Here is a 17,379-nt window from a genome sequence, read left to right on the forward strand (position 1 = left end):
GAACCCGGCCTTATTTTTTTCTTTGCTGAGGCATAACGTATGGCATGCGGCGAATTTTCCCTGATTGCCCGTTATTTTGATCGCGTTAAAAGCGCCCGCCTTGATGTTGAAACCGGCATCGGCGATGACTGCGCGCTCCTGAATATCCCCGAGAAAAAAACGCTGGCAATCAGCACCGACACCCTGGTGGCGGGCAATCACTTCCTACCCGATATCGACCCTGCCGACCTCGCTTATAAAGCGCTGGCGGTGAACCTGAGCGACCTCGCGGCGATGGGCGCGGAACCGGCGTGGCTCACGCTGGCGCTGACTTTGCCAGAGGTGGATGAAACCTGGCTGGAAGCCTTTAGCGACAGCCTGTTTGTCCAGCTGGACTATTACGATATGCAGCTGATTGGCGGTGATACCACCCGTGGCCCGCTCGCCATGACGCTGGGTATTCACGGCTTTGTGCCGCCAGGGCGCGCCATGAAACGCGCTGGCGCGAAGCCAGGAGACTGGATCTATGTCACCGGCACCCCGGGAGACAGCGCCGCCGGCCTGGCCGTGTTGCAGAACCGGCTGACGGTGGATGAACCGTCTGACGCCGACTACCTGCTGGCCCGTCATCTGCGGCCGATGCCGCGCGTGCTGCAGGGCCAGGCGCTGCGTGACCTGGCGACATCGGCTATCGATCTTTCCGACGGCCTGATTTCCGATCTGGCCCATGTTCTTAAAGCCAGCGGCTGCGGCGCGCGCATCGATCTCGATGCCATGCCGTATTCCGACGCGATGCTGCGCCAGGTGGAGCCCGAGCAGGCGCTGCGCTGGGCGCTCGCCGGCGGAGAAGATTACGAACTGTGCTTTACCGTACCGGAGCTGAACCGCGGGGCGCTGGATGTGGCTCTCGGCCATCTTGGCGCGCGTTTTACCTGTATCGGACAGATTGCGCCGGAGAGCGAAGGGCTGCAGTTTATCCGCGACGGTAAGCCGGTCGCGCTTGATTTAAAGGGATACGATCACTTTGCGTAGTCGAGACGAGGCGCTACGCCGCCTGAGTATGCGTAACCCGTGGCATCTGCTGGCGACTGGCTTTGGCAGCGGCTTAAGCCCGGTGGTTCCGGGGACGATGGGGTCGCTGGCGGCGATCCCATTCTGGTATCTGATGACCTTTCTCCCCTGGCAGCTCTACTCGCTGGTGGTGATGATGAGCATCTGTATTGGGGTTTATCTTTGCCATCGTACGGCCAAAGATATGGGCACTCATGACCACGGCAGTATTGTCTGGGATGAGTTTGTCGGGATGTGGATCACCCTGATGGCGCTGCCGACCCTGGACTGGCAGTGGGTGGCCGCCGGCTTCGTGATTTTCCGTATCTTCGATATGTGGAAGCCGTGGCCGATTCGCTGGTTTGACCGCAATATTCACGGCGGAATGGGGATTATGGTCGACGATATCGTCGCCGGCGTGATCTCGGCCGGCGTGCTGTATGTCATTGGCCATCACTGGCCCATCGGTCTGCTTTAATCGTCTGTCCCCGGTAGCATCCTGCTGCCGGGGAAACCACACTTGTTACTTAAATCCCACCACCGGATGCGGCTGATACGGCGCCTCCAGCTTGTCGATCTGTTCCGGAGAAAGCGTCAAATCCACCGCCTGCAGCAGGTCGTCGAGCTGTTCCTGACGCGATGGACCGATAATCGGCGCGGCAACGCCGGGTTTGCTTAACAGCCAGGCGAGGGCGACCTGGGCGCGGCTGGCGTCGAGTTCTTCCGCCACGTCCGCGAGATTCCCGGCGATCTGCGCGTCGTTTTCTTCGCTGGTGCTGTAAAGCGTTTTGCCGAACTCATCCGAAACCAGCCGGGCGGTGGTCTCTCCCCAGGGGCGGGTCAGTCTGCCGCGCGCCAGCGGGCTCCACGGGATCACCGCCACGCCGTTGTGCTGACACAGCGGCAGCATCTCATTCTCTTCTTCCCGGTAAATCAGATTGTAGTGATCCTGCATGGTGACGAAGCGCGCCCAGCCGTTCTGCTGCTGGAGCGCCAGCGCCTGGGCAAACTGTCGGGCATGCATGGACGAGGCGCCGATATAGCGCGCTTTGCCGGCTTTCACCACCTCGTCCAGCGCTTCGAGGGTCTCTTCAATCGGGGTGGTATAGTCCCAGCGGTGGATCTGCAGCAGGTCGACATAGTCCATCCCGAGACGGCGCAGACTGTCGTCGATGGAGCGCAGGATCTGCGCCCGGGAAAGCCCTTCTGCCAGATCGCCGACCTGGTGATACACCTTGGTGGCGACAACCACCTCGTCACGGCGGGCAAAGTCGCGCAGGGCGCGGCCGACGATCTCTTCACTGCTGCCGTCGGAGTAGCTGTTTGCGGTATCGAAGAAGTTGATGCCGCCTTCAATGGCGTGCTGGATAAGCGGGCGGCTGCTCTCTTCCGGAAGCGTCCAGGCGTGTCTGCCGCGGTCTGGCTCGCCGAAGGTCATACAGCCGAGGCAGAGTCGGGAAACACGTAAGGCAGTATCACCGAGGGGGACATAGTGCATAGTGCGCTCCTGCTATTCATCAAGGGTATCCCTTAAGCATAGCAGGAGCAGGGGGGCAATTATGCCAGCCAGTCGCGGATTTTGGCTTCAATACCGGCGGCATCGAGGCCAAGGTCGGCGCGGATCTCTTCCTGAGTGCCCTGAGGAATAAAGCAATCCGGCAGGCCAATATTGAGCACCGGTACCACCCGGCGATGGGCCATCAGCACTTCGTTCACGCCACTGCCGGCGCCGCCCATGATGGCGTTTTCCTCCAGCGTCACCAGCGCGTCGTGTTCGCCGGCCAACTGCAGGATCAGCGCCGTATCCAGCGGCTTCACAAATCGCATATCCACGAGGGTCGCGTTGAGTTTATCCGCTACTGCCGCGGCTTCCGGCAGCAGGGTGCCGAAGTTAAGGATCGCCAGCTTCTCGCCCTGGCGTTTCACCACCCCTTTGCCGATCGGCAGCGATGCCAGCGGCTCCAGCGTCGCGCCGGTGCCACTGCCGCGCGGATAGCGCACGGCGCAGGGGCCGTCATTGTAGTGGTAGCCGGTGTACAGCATCTGGCGACATTCATTTTCATCGCTCGGGGTCATCACCACCATATCCGGAATACAGCGCAGGAAGGAGAGATCGAACGCCCCCTGATGCGTCTGGCCGTCTGCGCCGACAATCCCGGCGCGGTCGATAGCAAACAGCACCGGCAGTTTCTGGATAGCCACATCGTGGATCACCTGATCGTAGGCTCGCTGCAGGAAGGTGGAGTAGATCGCCACCACCGGCTTGTAGTCGCCAATCGCCAGCCCGGCGGCGAAGGTGACCGCATGCTGCTCGGCGATGGCGACGTCAAAGTACTGATCGGGGAATTTCTTCGAAAATTCCACCATGCCTGAGCCTTCGCGCATCGCCGGGGTGATCGCCATCAGCTTGCTGTCTTTGGCCGCCGTCTCGCACAGCCAGTCGCCGAAGATTTTCGAGTAGGATGGGAGGCCGCCGCTGCTTTTGGGCAGTACGCCGCTGGTATGGTCGAATTTTGGCACCGCATGGAAGGTGATAGGGTCTTTCTCGGCGGGCTCATAGCCGCGGCCCTTTTTGGTCATAATATGCAGGAACTGCGGGCCTTTCAGATCGCGCATGTTCTTCAGCGTGCTGACCAGACCGAGCACATCGTGGCCATCGACCGGCCCGATGTAGTTAAAGCCCAGCTCTTCAAACAGCGTTCCCGGTACCACCATCCCTTTGATATGTTCTTCGGTCCGTTTAAGCAGCTCTTTAATCGGCGGCACCCCGGAGAAGACCTTTTTGCCCCCTTCGCGCAGGGTGGAGTAGAGCTTACCGGAGAGCAACTGCGCCAGATGATTGTTCAGCGCGCCGACGTTCTCGGAAATCGACATTTCATTGTCATTCAGCACGACCAGCAGGTCGGGTTTGATATCCCCGGCGTGGTTCATCGCTTCAAACGCCATGCCGGCGGTGATCGCCCCGTCGCCAATCACGCACACTGCGCGCCGCTGCTTATCCTCTTTCGCGGCGGCGATAGCCACCCCGATACCGGCGGAAATGGAGGTGGAGGAGTGGCCGACGCTCAGCACGTCATACTCGCTTTCACCGCGCCACGGGAAGGGATGCAGGCCGCCTTTCTGACGAATGGTGCCGATTTTGTCCCGGCGGCCGGTCAGAATTTTATGCGGGTAGGCCTGATGGCCGACGTCCCAGATCAGGCGATCGAACGGCGTGTTATACACGTAGTGCAGCGCCACGGTCAGTTCCACCGTGCCGAGGCCAGAGGCAAAGTGACCGCTGGAGCGGCTGACGCTGTCCAGCAGATAGCGCCGTAGCTCATCACACAGCTTCGGCAGGCTCTCTTTTGGCAACAGGCGCAACTCCTGGGTGGAATCTACCAGCGCCAGGGTCGGGTATTTGGCAATATCAAAACTCATCAGAGACTCATTTTTTGTTTATTTATCGCGCTGAATAATGTAATTCGCGAGCGCTTCCAGTGCCGAAGTATCCAGAGATTGTGCAGCCAGCTCATCTAACGACCGGCGGGCATCAGCGATCAGGTCGTGCGCTTTCTTCCGGGCTTGCTCAAGACCCAGGAGGGCGGGATAGGTGCTTTTACCCAATTGCTGGTCGGCACCCTGACGTTTGCCAAGGGTCGCAGTATCCCCTACCACGTCGAGAATGTCATCCTGGACCTGGAAGGCCAGGCCGATATTTTCCGCATAGCGATCCAGCGCGGGCAGGGCGGCGCGGCCGCGTTCGCCGGCACTCAGCGCCCCCATCCGGACGGCGGCGCGGATCAACGCCCCCGTTTTGTGGCGATGGATACGCTCCAGCGCCTGCAGATCCACCTGCTGTCCTTCCGCCTGCAGATCCAGCGCCTGGCCGCCGCACATACCCGCCACGCCGCTGGCCTGCGCCAGTTCGGAGACCATCGCCAGCCGGTCCCGGTCAGAGACGTCGACCATCGGCGCATCACTGAGTATAGAGAACGCCAGCGTTTGCAGGGCATCTCCCGCAAGAATTGCGTTGGCTTCGCCAAATTTAATATGACAGGTCGGCAGTCCGCGACGCAGATCGTCATCATCCATCGCCGGCAAATCATCATGCATCAGGGAATAAGCATGAATACATTCGACCGCAGCGGCGGGGGCATCGAGCGTGGTGCGACTGACGCCGAACATCGTGCCGGTGGCATAGACAAGGAAGGGGCGCAGGCGTTTACCCCCTAAGAGTGCGCCATAATGCATCGCTTCCACCAGCGGAGTGTTCTGAAAAGGCTGCGGCGCGATAAAACGGCGCAATGCCCCATTAGCCTGTTCCACACAGGCCTGCAATTGTTGCGGGAAATCCATTTTATTCAGCGTCCGGCGTAAAAGGCGTGGTCGGGGAATCTTCACTATCCGCCAGCAGGATCTGCACGCGCTGTTCGGCCTTCTGCAGCTGACTTTGCCCCTGGCGCGCCAGCTGTACGCCGCGTTCAAATTCGCTTAGCGCTTCCTCTAACGGCAAATCGCCGCTTTCCAGACGGTTAACGATCTGCTCCAGTTCGCCCAGAGCAGTTTCAAAGCTGGCCGGGGCCTCATTTTTCTTTGGCATAGTGAATGTAGACTCTTGTTATGTCGCGACGGCAATACCGGGTATGGTAACGAAGTCACGCGTGTAAGCAAATAACGCGCAATGGTGATATACTCCGCGCCCAGGATGCAGGCACCGGTGTGCGCTGCTTTACAACTTTTGCTTATAGCCCTGTCGGGCTTGCCAACGAACTATTGTCGCCATGAAGTTTATCATTAAATTGTTCCCGGAAATCACCATCAAAAGCCAATCTGTGCGGTTGCGCTTCATTAAAATCTTAACCGGGAACATTCGTAACGTTCTCAAAAACTATGACGAGACGCTGGCCGTCGTCCGTCATTGGGATCATATCGAAGTTCGCGCGAAAGATGAAAATCAGCGCCCGGCTATTCGCGATGCGCTGACCCGTATCCCCGGCATCCACCATATTCTGGAAGTCGAAGACGTACCGTTCACCTCGCTGCACGATATTTTTGAAAAGACGCTGCCGCTGTGGCGCGAGGCGCTGGAAGGCAAAACCTTCTGCGTGCGTGTGAAGCGTCGCGGTAAACATGAATTCACCTCAATTGAGGTGGAACGCTACGTCGGCGGCGGTCTGAATCAGCATATTGAAACGGCGCGCGTGAAGCTGACCGACCCGGACGTCACCGTCAATCTCGAGATTGAAAACGATCGCCTGCTGCTGGTGAAAGGCCGCTATGAAGGCATCGGCGGCTTCCCGATCGGCACCCAGGAAGATGTGCTGTCGCTGATCTCCGGCGGCTTCGACTCCGGCGTTTCCAGCTATATGCTGATGCGCCGCGGCTGCCGCGTGCACTACTGCTTCTTTAACCTTGGCGGCGCCGCCCATGAGATTGGCGTCCGCCAGGTCGCACATTACCTGTGGAACCGCTTCGGCAGCTCGCACCGCGTTCGCTTTGTGGCGATTAACTTTGAGCCGGTGGTCGGCGAAATCCTCGAAAAAGTGGACGACGGCCAGATGGGCGTCGTGCTCAAACGTATGATGGTCCGCGCCGCGTCAAAAGTCGCGGAACGCTACGGCGTGCAGGCGCTGGTCACCGGCGAAGCGCTCGGTCAGGTCTCCAGTCAGACCCTCACTAACCTGCGCCTGATCGACAATGTCTCCGATACTCTGATCCTGCGCCCGCTGATTTCGCACGATAAAGAGCACATCATCGACCTGGCGCGTGAGATCGGCACGGAAGATTTCGCCCGCACCATGCCGGAATACTGCGGCGTGATCTCGAAGAGCCCGACCGTGAAGGCGGTGAAGGCGAAGATTGAAGCGGAAGAAGAACACTTCGATTTCAGCATCCTCGATAAAGTGGTGGAAGAGGCGAGCAATATCGACATTCGCGATATCGCCCAGCAGACGGAAGCCTCTGTGGTTGAAGTGGAAACCGTGACCGGCTTTGGCGCCAACGACGCGATCCTCGACATTCGCTCCATTGACGAGCAGGAAGACAAGCCGCTGAAGGTCGAGGGCGTTGAGGTCGTTTCGCTGCCGTTCTACAAGCTGAGCACCAAATTTGGCGATCTCGATCAGAGCAAAACCTGGCTGCTGTGGTGCGAGCGCGGCGTGATGAGCCGTCTGCAGGCGCTCTATCTGCGCGAGCAGGGCTTTAGCAACGTGAAAGTTTATCGCCCGTAACGGGTTGCCATCCATATTGAAAAAGGCCTTCCCCGATGGAAGGCCTTTTTGTCATCTCCGGGTCAGCGCATTAGCACAGGGTCATCGCCAGGTCATTCAGCTGATCGATGACGATATTCCAGCCCTCAAAAAATCCCATCTGCTCATGCTGCTCGCGAGTTTCATCATCCGCATGCAGCACCGTGGCCGTATAGCGACATCCGTCTTTTTCGTCGGCAAAGGTGATGATGGCCGTCATGGCAAAAGGGGACACGGCAGGACGATAATCCGCCGTCAGCATCGAGGTCATGACGATTTTTTGTTGCGGGATGACCTCAAGAAAACAGCCAGGGTTATCGTTGCGTTCACCGTCAGGGCCGTGCATCACGGTGTGAAAAGCCCCGCCAGAGCGAAAATCAAAGGCCAGAACCTCAGTATACCAGGGCTTCGGGCACCACCAGGTTTTGAGTAATGCCGGGTCGGCCCACGCGCGCCACAGGGCAGAGGCTGGCGCGCTGAGCAGGCGGCTGATGACAAGATCGCGAGAATCGGTTGCGCTACGGGACATGCTACGACTCCTCAGGAAAAAGGGGAACCAGTCCGCGGCGCGGACCAGCTATCAGGCTTCGTAGTAATTATAGATGCCGGCGGCCATCACCAGCTGTGAGGCGACTTCATACGCTTTCTCGCGACCCACCAACAGGTCAATCATTTTCAGGGCGAAATCGATCGATGTCCCCGGCCCCTGGCTGGTTAACAGATTCACCCGTGGATCCCAGACCACCCGTTTATCCTGCCACTGATCGGCGGGGATATGCTCCTTCAGCGCCGGAAAACCGGTCATGTTACCGATCGGGAACAGCTGATGGGGCACCAGCACGGTCGCTGGAGCGGCACAGATGGCGGCCACAATGCGGCCAGAGAGATGGAACTGTCGGACGGTTTCCACCAGCAACGGACTGTCGCGGAAGCACTCTGCGCCCTTGATACCACCCGGGAGGACGATGATATCGAAATCACCATCGGCCACCTCGACCAGCGGCGCATCCGCCAGCAGTTTGACGCCGCGCGAGCAGACGATGGCCAGGCCGCCGTCGCTGGCGACGCTGGCGGTGGTCACTTTCACTCCGCCGCGGACCAGCAGGTCGATGGTGGTGACCGCTTCGGTCTCTTCGCTACCAGGGGCGAGGCAAATCAGTGCCGACGCGCTCATATTCATTCTCCTTACGCTTGATCAGTTCAAATAAGCGGGCGTTTTCCGGTACGGCAACGCCGTGGGCGCGGGCGCGGTTGAGCAGAAAACCGGTGATGTAGTCGATCTCCGTGTGCCGCTGGGCGCGAATGTCCTGCAGCATGGATGAGATGTTTTCTGCTGTACTTTCAACGACCTGCCAGACATAAAATAGCAGGTTTTCCGCCGAGGTATGAATACCTTCGCGCTCCATCACCGCCGCCACTTCCTGACAAATGGCGGCAACCTCCTGCGGAGAGTGGCGCAGATCGCCGTTTTTACACCCTTTGAGGGCGGTCAGGGGATTAATGACGCAGTTCACCGCCAGCTTGCGCCAGGTGGCCGAGTAGATATGGTTGTGCCAGGCGACATCCGGCAGTACGCTTTGCAGGACTTCCGCGAGATAGCTGTAGTCCTCCTCGTAGCTTTTCGCCGGACCGATATGGGTGGTGCCCTGGGCGACGTGGATGATCACGTTCCCGTCGCGACGCGCTGCCTGGGTGGTGGAGGCCAGCAGCAAAGGCTGTTTCACGCCGTGCAGCTCCTCGACGGTGCCCATGCCGTTATGCACCAGCACAATTGGCGTGGTGACCGGCAGGATCCCGGCCAGGTGCTTCACCGCATTCGACACCTGCCAGGCCTTTAAGGTGACGATCAGCAGCTCGCTGCTGGCGAGAAAATCGGGGTCGTTGGCCGTCAGCGACTCGTTGAACACCGAGCCGTCGGTTTCAATGACATTGACGCTACAGAATGGCTGCGGTACGCGTAGCCAGCCCTGGACTTCATGTCCCTGTTTGCACAACGCGGTCAGCCATAGTTGTCCCAGTGCACCGCATCCCAGTACGGTTACTTTCATTGTTCCTCCTCATCTGCCGCTACCCCAGGCGCTGATGGCTAAAGTATATCTCGTCGCTTTTCGCATTGTCGGACGGAAAGGGGGATTCGGCGTCGTCGGGCAGCACGGGGAAATAGCGCGAGCGTTGCGTAATCAGCTAAGCTTCCGGGATAACAAGTTGAGTTATGCCGCGTTGCAGGTATTATGCAACGCAAAAGAAACGGAAGGAGAGGAAAAGATGCCATCTTTCGATATTGTCTCTGAAGTTGATCTTCAGGAAGCCCGTAACGCGGTGGACAACGCGAGCCGCGAAGTCGAGTCGCGTTTTGATTTTCGTGGCGTTGAAGCCACTTTTGAATTAAACGACGCCAACAAAACCATAAAAGTACTGAGTGAGTCTGACTTCCAGGTGAACCAGCTGCTGGATATCCTGCGCGCCAAGCTGCTCAAGCGCGGCATTGAAGGCACCTCCCTCGACGTGCCGGAAGATATCGTGCACAGCGGTAAAACCTGGTTTGTTGAAGCGAAGCTGAAGCAGGGCATTGAAAGCGCGGTGCAGAAGAAGCTCGTCAAACTGATCAAAGACAGCAAACTGAAAGTGCAGGCGCAGATTCAGGGCGAAGAGATCCGCGTGACCGGTAAGTCCCGCGACGATCTGCAGTCGGTGATGGCGCTGGTGCGCGGTGGCGATCTGGGGCAGCCGTTCCAGTTCAAAAACTTCCGCGACTAACGCGGCGGACAGACAGCAAAAAGCGGGGATTTCCCCGCTTTTTTTATACCCCTTTGATGAGCTGCTCTATCTCGAAGCGGTTGGTGACCTTGCTGTCGATTTTGATATACACCGAGCGCTCCTCAGGCACCACCAGCGCCTGCTGAACCCCGCTGGCGTTCAGCAGGCGCGTCTGTAGCGCGCTGTCGACCACCACGCCGTCCGGCACTTCCACCCGCAGGCTGCTGACGTACGGCGGCTCGCTCATGGTACTGGCCACCAGCAGCCACAGCATTGCCAGCAGGGCGCCCAGCAGAAAGACCGTTTGCGAATCAAAGAAACCATCGACCCAGCCGCCAAGGGCGCCGCCAATCGCCACGCCGAGGAACTGGCTGGTGGAGTAGATGCCCATTGCGGTGCCTTTATAGCCTGCCGGCGACTCCTTGCTAATTAACGATGGCAGCAGCGCTTCCAGCAGGTTAAAGGCCAGGAAGAAGAGCTGTACGCCCGCCACCAGCTCCCAGAAGTAGCCCCCGGCGCCCCAGAGAACAATTTCCGCAATCAGCAGGATGGCGACGCAGAGCAGGAAGACGCGCTTCATTTTGCGCTTCACTTCGGCATAGATGATAAACGGCACCACCGAGATGAACGAGATAACCATGGTGACCAGGTAAATCTTCCAGTGCTCGGCGGCCGGGAAGCCAGCGGCCTCCAGTTGGCCGGGCAGCGCGACAAAGGTGGACATCAGCATGATGTGCAGGCACATGATGCCAAAGTTGAGCTTCAGCAGGCGTGGTTCCACCAGTACTTTGCTAAAGCAGCCCTTCACCATCCCGGATTCGCGGTTGAGCACGTGGTTATGGCTGTTGGGCACCACCCACAGGGTGAGCAGGATGCCGACGGTCGCCAGAATGGCGATCATCCAGAACAGCGCGTGCAGACCCAGCTGGTGGGTGACAATCGGCCCCAGCACCATGGCGATGGCGAAAGTGACGCCGAAGCTGACACCGATAAAGGCCATGGCTTTGGTGCGGTTCTGTTCACGAGTGAGATCGGACAGCAAGGCCATGACCGCGGCGGCGATGGCGCCGGAGCCCTGCAGGGCGCGGCCAAGAATGATGCCCCAGATAGAGTCGGTGAGCGCGGCGATGACGCTGCCGAGTACAAAGATGAGCAGGCCGCCGACGATCAGCGGCTTACGGCCAATACGGTCAGATAACAGTCCGAAGGGGATTTGGAAAACCGCCTGCGCCAGGCCGTAGATACCGATCGCCAGGCCAATCAGCGCTTCACTGGCGCCCTGCAACGCCATGCCATACGTGGTCAGAACCGGCAGGACCATAAACATGCCAAGCATGCGCAGGGAGAATACCGTCCCCAAACCCCAGGTCGCGCGCAGTTCCCCTGGCGTCATTTTGTTATCGTTCATTACCACCTCAATATAAAAACTGCGCCTAGTGTAGCGGCGGGGGGTAAGAAGCGTAAATAAATGTTTGTTTAACAGATATTACGGGGCTGTTGCGCGATGAGACAAGTTGGTAAAAATCAATAAACCAGTGGAGGGGGACTCCACTGGCGAGGGAAAAAATTAAGGTAAAGTAAAGTCAACCCACTGGCTGCCAGCGTCAGCCGATTTGACGCACTGTTCGACCCAATAGACGCCGTGCAGCCCGGCTTCAACGTCCGGATACCAGAAGTCTTGCAGGAAGGCGCGATCGTCACGGTCCGTGGCGTCAATCGCCAGCGCATAGCGGCGATAGAGGTTGGCCCAGGCTTCGAACAGCCCTTCCGGATGGCCGCCGCCGATGCGGTCATCCGCCAGCGCGTTCGGCGACAGGTAGGGCATCCCGCGTTCCAGAATCCGCGCCGGCTCGCCCTGCACCTCATAGCTGAGCTGGTTAGGATGCTCATCCCACCATTCGATACTCGCTTTTTCGCCGACGATACGCACTTTTTGCGAGTGCATGGCGCCGCTGTTGACGGCGCTGGTCCACATCGAGCCAACCGCGCCGTTGTCATATTCCATCAGGACAAAGGCGTTATCTTCCAGCGGCGCGCGGGAGGGGACAAAGCTCTGACGGGAGCACATCAGCCGTTTGATATTAAGCTGCGGTGCCATGGTTTCGGCGACAAACAGCGGATGGGTGGCCAGATCGCCCAGCACATAGCTGGGCCCGGCAAACTTCGGCGTCACGCGCCAGCGGGTGGATTCAGCCTGCAGCTCGACGGCCTGGTTATGAAAGCCGTGAGCGAACTGCATATTAACGATGCGGATCTCGCCGAGCAGCCCATCGGCAATCATCTGCCGCGCCTGCTGGATCATCTGATAGCCGGCATAGCCGTAGGTGACGCCGACGATTTTGTTCTGTTTTTTGCTCAGGTCCACCAGCTCGCGTGCTTCTTCGGCGCTAAAGCAGAGGGGCTTTTCACAGATGACGTGGAGGCCCGCTTCCAGTGCCGCTTTGGTGATAGCGAAATGGGTATTGTTCGGGGTGGTGACCGAGACGACCTCGATGCCGTCAGGGCGCTGCGCCTCTTCACGAAACAGGGTCTGGTAGTCGGCGTAGCAGCGCTCCGGCGCGATGCCCAGTCGCTCACCGAACGCGCGCCCGCGTTCGGCATCGACGTCAAGCGCGCCGGCCAGCAGGGTATAAACATTGTCACGCAGCGCTGCACAGCGGTGGCTGTAGCCGATCTGACTGGTTCCCCCGCCGCCGACCATGCCCCAACGCAGGGAGCGGGATAAGGGTTTCAGGCCGTTTAACATGGTGCTCTCCTTTTTGAAATCATTCACACTCTGAGGCGCTCAATGCCGACGCCTGCGGCAACGCGCATCCGGATAGACTGACTTAAACTTAAGGAAATATTTGTTCTGTTTCAATTGTAATATGGAATTTATTTTCCATATATGCGAGGGGGATCGAATTAACGAAAGTTTCTTTTGGGCTTCATTGAAAAGGTGAGTGAGGGATTATCGCCCCCGTGGCAGACCAGGTTGTTGTGGGTGGTTTTTCGTTTTTGATAAATATGAAATAAATTTTCTTCTTTTGGCCGCTGAGCCCGGTGCAATCCGCAGATTGCACCGGAGGGAGAATACAGCATTACGCTCCGCGCGCAGACGCAGGGGCAGGTGAAGCGGCGGCGGGGCTACCGGCCGCAAAGATGCCTTTCGCCGCCAGGCCTGCGACGGTGAGGGCTGCCGGGATACCGAGGATCAAAAAGACGCTTTCAAAGGGCAGGTTGAGCGCCATCATCTCGGCACCGGCAAAGGCGCTGAGAATGGCGCCGATGCGCCCGACGCCATGCATCCAGCTGGATCCCGTCGCCCGCGCCTGCGTAGGATAGTAGCGGGCGGAGAGGGCGTTCATACCGGTATTGGCGCCATTCAGGCAGGCGCCGCTGATAAACGCCAGCATACAGAGCAGGGCAAAGCTGCCCGCGGCGTAGCCCATTGCCATGGTGAACAGGCCGCCAACAGCGTAGATCATCCCCAGCGCGCGATGGGGGTTGATCCTGTCCATCAGCCAGCCGGCAAACAGCGAGCCGAGGGTGCCGCCCGCCTGGTAGATCGCTGTCATGATGGCCGCCTGGCTAACGGTCATTCCCACCGCTTTAACCAGCGTTGGCAGCCAGCTACCGAGGATATAGACCAGGAACAGCCCCATAAAGTAGACCAGCCATAGCATCAGCGAGCCGAAGCCGTACTGGCGGGAGAGCACAATGCGCATCGCGTTGCCGGCCGCCGGCTGCGTCGGCAGGATAAACGTCACGTTGTCGCTGACTTGTCCAGGATAGAGACGGTTAAGAATGGCGCGGATGCGCGCCGCTGGCGCTTGTTTGATCACCAGAAAACGAACTGACTCCGGCAACCGCCAGATAAGCAGGGGGGCAAACAGCAGCGGCAGAATGCCGCCGAGCGCCATCAGCGAGTGCCAGCCAAACTGCGGGATCAGCCACGATGCCGAGAATCCTCCTGCCGCCGCGCCGAAGGTGAAGCCGCAAAAGATGACGGTAATAATAAATGAACGCTGGCGTTCCGGGGCGTACTCCGACACCAGCGTCCCGATGTTCGGCATCGCGGCGCCCAACCCGAGTCCGGTCATAAAGCGGAAAAACATCATCTGCTCAATGTTGTGCGAGAAGGCGGTGGCGATGGTCCAGAAGCCGAAGAAAAAGACGCTATTGATAATGATTTTCTTGCGCCCCAGCCAGTCGGCGAGCGGTCCAGAGAAAATCGCCCCCAGCGCGAGGCCGATCAGCGCGGCGCTGATCACCAGGCCTAGCTGGTGGTTGCTTACCCCCCATTCCAGCTTTAGCGTCGGGGCGATAAACCCCATGATCGCGATATCAAAACCATCGAGAGCGATAACGCAAAAACCGAGAAAAATGATCTGCTTTTGAAAGCGGCTCAGCGGGTTACGGTTTATTAACTCTCTGACATCCAGGCGTTGAGTCTGTGTCATAGCGTATTCCTTATGCGCAGGAGCGCAGGTAGGGCTGCGCGGCATTGAACAGTAATTGTGCCCGCTGGAGGGGCGGCAGGGCGCCCTGCTCACCGTCGAGCGGCACTTCGAGGGAGACCGGCAGCGTCGCCGGCAGGGCCGACATCAGACCGTGCAGATCCAGACCGCCTTCCCCCGGCACGTTGCGCGCCGAGCGGGCCTGGCGGATAAGTTCCTGCTCACTTTCCGGCCTCTGCGCCGCGCCATCGCAGAGTTGCATATAGTTGAGATGATGCGCGGGCAGGCTGGAGAGGGCGGCGAGCGATTCTCCTGCGCGCCAGAAATGAAGGGCGTCCACCAGGATACCGATATCTTCCCGCCCGCTGGCGGCGATCAACGCCTGCGCATCGGCGATAGTGCGCAACTGGGTCCAGGGCATCGGCTCAAGGTTCATGGTCAGCCCATAAGGGCGACTGGCCGCGGCGAGGATGGCCAGGTTGTCGGCGCTACGCTGAAGGTTGTCGTCATTGCCGGCGACCAGCACCTGTCCGGCGCCAAGACGCGCCGCAGTCTCCATAAACCGCTGCAGCCGATCGTCGAGCGTAAATCCGGGGGTCAGGCGGACGATCTCTACGTCCGACACGCGGATGCCGGTTTCCATCAGCGCGGCCAGCGTCGCGCGCACGGCCGGGGTATCGCCCAGCATGTCGTAGTCCGGATCGGCCGGTGTGGCGGGAAGCAACCGCAGACCAACGTGGGTAAAACCGGTTCTGGCCGCTATCCGCACCTGTTCGGGGGGAGGGACATCGAGCAGGGTCAGCGCGGCGAGCGATAGGGTACGCATGTTCATAAAGGGCTCCGGTACAGTTGCAGGTGAGGATAGTTATGGGTATTGCCGTCCCTGGTTGTTTTTTATTGTTTTGTTTTTACTACGTTTGCCGCCAGATTTTTGCCCACCAGATAGCCGAAGGTCATGGCCGGCCCGAGGGTGATCCCTCCGCTGGGGTAATAGCCGCGCATCACGCTCGACATGTCGTTGCCGATGGCGAACAGGCCCGGTATCGGCTGCTGCTGTTCATCCAGCACCCGGGCGCGTTCGTCGGTTTGCAATCCGCTGAAGGTGCCCAGCGAGCCGGGCAGAATGCGCACCGCGTAGAACGGCCCTTCGCGCAGCGGTCCGAGCGTCACCTGATGGTCACCCTGAGCGCGGTTATAGGCTGATGCCCCGCGGTGAAAATCGACATCTTCGCCAGTGCTGGCGAAGTGGTTAAAGCGTTCAACGGTTTCCGCCAGCGCATTGGCGTCGATGGCGCACTGCTTCGCAAGCTCCCCCAGCGTGTTTCCCCGCTGCAGATAACCGGTACGCAGCCAGGCGGTGGGGGTGAAGGGGAACGGTCTGGCATGGCCCAGGCCGTAGCGACGCAGCGCGCGACGATCGGCCAGCAGCCAGGCCTGCGGCGTGTCGCCCGCGGGTGTGGCCGCCAGCAGGGCGGCGATAAAGTCATGATAAGAGTCGGCCTCGTTAACAAAGCGTTTGCCGTTGGGCAGGACGGCGATCACCCCGGGCTTGGCGCGTTCCACCAGATGGGGAAACATCAGCTGCTGGCCACTGGCCAGGGTGACGCGGGACACCGGCGCCCAGGCCAGCGGGTGGCGCAGGCGGGTGTCGAACTGGCCGCCGACGGATTCGCCAAGCCTGATCCCCTCGCCCTGATTGTCCGGCGGTGCGGCGGAAAAATGGCCGTAACCCTCCGCCGCGTGGGGCACTACCTGCGCCAGCCGTTGCCGATCGTGGGGAAAACCGCCGCAGGCCAGTACCACGGCACCTGCTTCGACGTGAATCTCCCCACCGTCGCTGCGCAGCACCGCGCCGGACACGCCCTGCGGACCCTGCAGTAGCCGGACCACCGGGGCATTAAGCTGAAAACGCACCCCGGCGTCGAGGGCGGAACGCAGCAGACGGGCGACCAGCGCATTGCCATTGACCAGATGCTGCCCTCGTCCGGCGCGCAGCCGCTGCCAGCCGTGGCGCAGCAGGCGGCGGACGGCATACAGCGCGGAGCGCGGTGAGCGGGTGGCATTGAAAAAATGCGCCATATCCGCGCCGCCGGCGATGCCCATCCCGGCAAGGCTGATGGTCTCCAGCGGCGGACGCAGTCGGTGGAGCCAGTCGCCGAGCTGACGGCCATCGTAGGGCTGAGCGGTGACCGACCGCCCACCGCTCGCCGCACCCGGCGACGCGTGAAAGTCCGGCATGGCGCTGCCCGAGAGAAACTGCACCGCCGTCCTGTGATGGAAAAAATCCACCATCTCCGGCCCGTGGCGCAGGAAGGTCTGCAGGCGAAGGTCGGCGGCTTCGCCCCCCATCTCATGCTGCAGATAGGTCAGCGGGGCGTCAGCCGCTTCGTCGATGCCCTCCGCCCGCGCCAGCGGGTTGCGGGGGATCCACAGCCAGCCGCCGGACCAGGCGCTGGTCCCGCCGAGCACCGACGCTTTCTCCGCCACCATGACGCTGGCGCCGTGCATAGCTGCGGTGACCGCGGCAGAGAGTCCCGCCGCGCCGGAGCCGACCACCAGCACATCCACCTTCACAGGCCCACTCATGATGGGCTCCTTACTGCAATGGTGAAAAAGCGGTGGGGCGCATCAGCACCGACTCCAGGCGTTCAACGGCGGCCAGTTCGCGATTTTTCCGCGAAAAGGTCTGCCAGCGTTCGTCCTGCGCCATTCGCGCGCGGCGCACCAGGCGATCGTCCAGGCTTTCATAAGCCCAGATGTGCACCACCTGATTGACCACGCCGATCTCGGTAAAAAAGAAGCCGATCAGTTTGCCGAGATGGTCGGTCTGCACCGCCAGGGCATCGCTTTGGTACAGCGCCAGCCAGTCGGCCATTTTCAGCGGATTGATGGTGTACGTGCGTTTTTCGTAGATCATGATGTTT

Annotated in this window: 17 protein-coding genes; 4 read left to right on the forward strand and 13 right to left on the reverse strand. The window is 59.9% G+C overall.

The genetic code is table 11. The features are described from left to right. Positions 1–39: 39 nt before the first annotated feature. Together thiL and pgpA are read left to right on the forward strand one after the other, a co-directional pair. Positions 40–1,011: a thiamine-phosphate kinase gene (thiL, locus tag CWM53_RS21300; protein WP_074386749.1), complete on the forward strand. Its 972-nt coding sequence runs from the start codon at positions 40–42 to the stop codon at positions 1,009–1,011. After that, positions 1,004–1,507 (forward strand): phosphatidylglycerophosphatase A, encoded by a 504-nt coding sequence (pgpA, locus tag CWM53_RS21305; RefSeq protein ID WP_008805378.1) that lies wholly within the window; start codon positions 1,004–1,006, stop codon positions 1,505–1,507. Before thiL ends, pgpA begins: the two co-directional genes overlap by 8 nt. Positions 1,508–1,552: 45 nt before the next feature. On the opposite strand, the gene CWM53_RS21310 is transcribed toward pgpA, so the two are convergent. The 4 genes from CWM53_RS21310 to xseB are packed head-to-tail and all read right to left on the reverse strand — an operon-like array spanning position 1,553 to position 5,611. Then, complete coding sequence (locus CWM53_RS21310; protein WP_061155575.1) at positions 1,553–2,527, reverse strand: aldo/keto reductase; 975 nt, start codon at positions 2,525–2,527, stop codon at positions 1,553–1,555. A gap of 59 nt (positions 2,528–2,586) precedes the next feature. Beyond that, a complete protein-coding gene (dxs, locus tag CWM53_RS21315; RefSeq protein WP_100631429.1) occupies positions 2,587–4,449 on the reverse strand; it encodes a 1-deoxy-D-xylulose-5-phosphate synthase in 1,863 nt (620 codons plus the stop codon). Positions 4,450–4,467: 18 nt separating this feature from the next. Then, on the reverse strand, positions 4,468–5,367 hold the full coding sequence (gene ispA, locus CWM53_RS21320; RefSeq protein WP_074386747.1) for a (2E,6E)-farnesyl diphosphate synthase: 900 nt from the start codon (positions 5,365–5,367) through the stop codon (positions 4,468–4,470). Between the two features lies 1 nt (position 5,368). Then, on the reverse strand, positions 5,369–5,611 hold the full coding sequence (xseB, locus tag CWM53_RS21325) for an exodeoxyribonuclease VII small subunit (protein WP_002891398.1): 243 nt from the start codon (positions 5,609–5,611) through the stop codon (positions 5,369–5,371). Between the two features lie 181 nt (positions 5,612–5,792). On the opposite strand from xseB, the gene thiI reads away from it, so the two are divergent. Next, positions 5,793–7,241 carry a tRNA uracil 4-sulfurtransferase ThiI gene (thiI, locus tag CWM53_RS21330; protein ID WP_061155572.1) on the forward strand — a complete coding sequence of 483 codons (1,449 nt, stop codon included), beginning with the start codon at positions 5,793–5,795 and terminating at the stop codon, positions 7,239–7,241. A 70-nt stretch (positions 7,242–7,311) separates the two neighbouring features. Here thiI and CWM53_RS21335 read toward each other — a convergent pair whose 3' ends face one another. From CWM53_RS21335 to panE, 3 genes are read right to left on the reverse strand one after another with little or no spacing between them, the layout of a single operon-like run. Further along, the gene (locus CWM53_RS21335) at positions 7,312–7,788 is read right to left on the reverse strand and encodes an SRPBCC family protein (RefSeq protein WP_100729392.1); all 477 of its coding nucleotides are present in this window, start codon (positions 7,786–7,788) and stop codon (positions 7,312–7,314) included. 51 nt (positions 7,789–7,839) lie between these two features. Next, positions 7,840–8,433, reverse strand: coding sequence for a protein deglycase YajL (gene yajL / locus CWM53_RS21340; protein WP_060619477.1), 594 nt, complete (start codon positions 8,431–8,433; stop codon positions 7,840–7,842). Continuing rightward, positions 8,396–9,307, reverse strand: coding sequence for a 2-dehydropantoate 2-reductase (panE, locus tag CWM53_RS21345; RefSeq protein ID WP_074386745.1), 912 nt, complete (start codon positions 9,305–9,307; stop codon positions 8,396–8,398). Before panE ends, yajL begins: the two co-directional genes overlap by 38 nt. A gap of 217 nt (positions 9,308–9,524) precedes the next feature. On the opposite strand from panE, the gene CWM53_RS21350 reads away from it, so the two are divergent. After that, positions 9,525–10,016: a YajQ family cyclic di-GMP-binding protein gene (locus CWM53_RS21350; RefSeq protein ID WP_061155568.1), complete on the forward strand. Its 492-nt coding sequence runs from the start codon at positions 9,525–9,527 to the stop codon at positions 10,014–10,016. Between the two features lie 43 nt (positions 10,017–10,059). On the opposite strand, the gene CWM53_RS21355 is transcribed toward CWM53_RS21350, so the two are convergent. The 6 genes from CWM53_RS21355 to CWM53_RS21380 form a co-directional block, all read right to left on the reverse strand. Further along, the gene (locus CWM53_RS21355) at positions 10,060–11,424 is read right to left on the reverse strand and encodes an MFS transporter (protein ID WP_074386744.1); all 1,365 of its coding nucleotides are present in this window, start codon (positions 11,422–11,424) and stop codon (positions 10,060–10,062) included. A gap of 159 nt (positions 11,425–11,583) precedes the next feature. Further along, a complete protein-coding gene (locus CWM53_RS21360) occupies positions 11,584–12,762 on the reverse strand; it encodes a Gfo/Idh/MocA family protein (protein WP_100729391.1) in 1,179 nt (392 codons plus the stop codon). Between the two features lie 334 nt (positions 12,763–13,096). Beyond that, positions 13,097–14,458, reverse strand: a complete 1,362-nt coding sequence (locus CWM53_RS21365) for an MFS transporter (RefSeq protein WP_100729390.1) — start codon at positions 14,456–14,458, stop codon at positions 13,097–13,099. A gap of 10 nt (positions 14,459–14,468) precedes the next feature. Beyond that, positions 14,469–15,287, reverse strand: coding sequence for a sugar phosphate isomerase/epimerase family protein (locus CWM53_RS21370; protein ID WP_061155564.1), 819 nt, complete (start codon positions 15,285–15,287; stop codon positions 14,469–14,471). A gap of 62 nt (positions 15,288–15,349) precedes the next feature. After that, positions 15,350–17,041 (reverse strand): FAD-dependent oxidoreductase, encoded by a 1,692-nt coding sequence (locus CWM53_RS21375; protein ID WP_100729389.1) that lies wholly within the window; start codon positions 17,039–17,041, stop codon positions 15,350–15,352. A 10-nt stretch (positions 17,042–17,051) separates the two neighbouring features. Next, on the reverse strand, positions 17,052–17,372 hold the full coding sequence (locus CWM53_RS21380; RefSeq protein WP_004204812.1) for an NIPSNAP family protein: 321 nt from the start codon (positions 17,370–17,372) through the stop codon (positions 17,052–17,054). Positions 17,373–17,379 lie beyond the last annotated feature (7 nt).

Origin of the sequence: Klebsiella sp. A-Nf5, from assembly GCF_002810545.1 — a bacterium.
Taxonomy (GTDB): Bacteria; Pseudomonadota; Gammaproteobacteria; order Enterobacterales; family Enterobacteriaceae; genus Klebsiella; species Klebsiella variicola.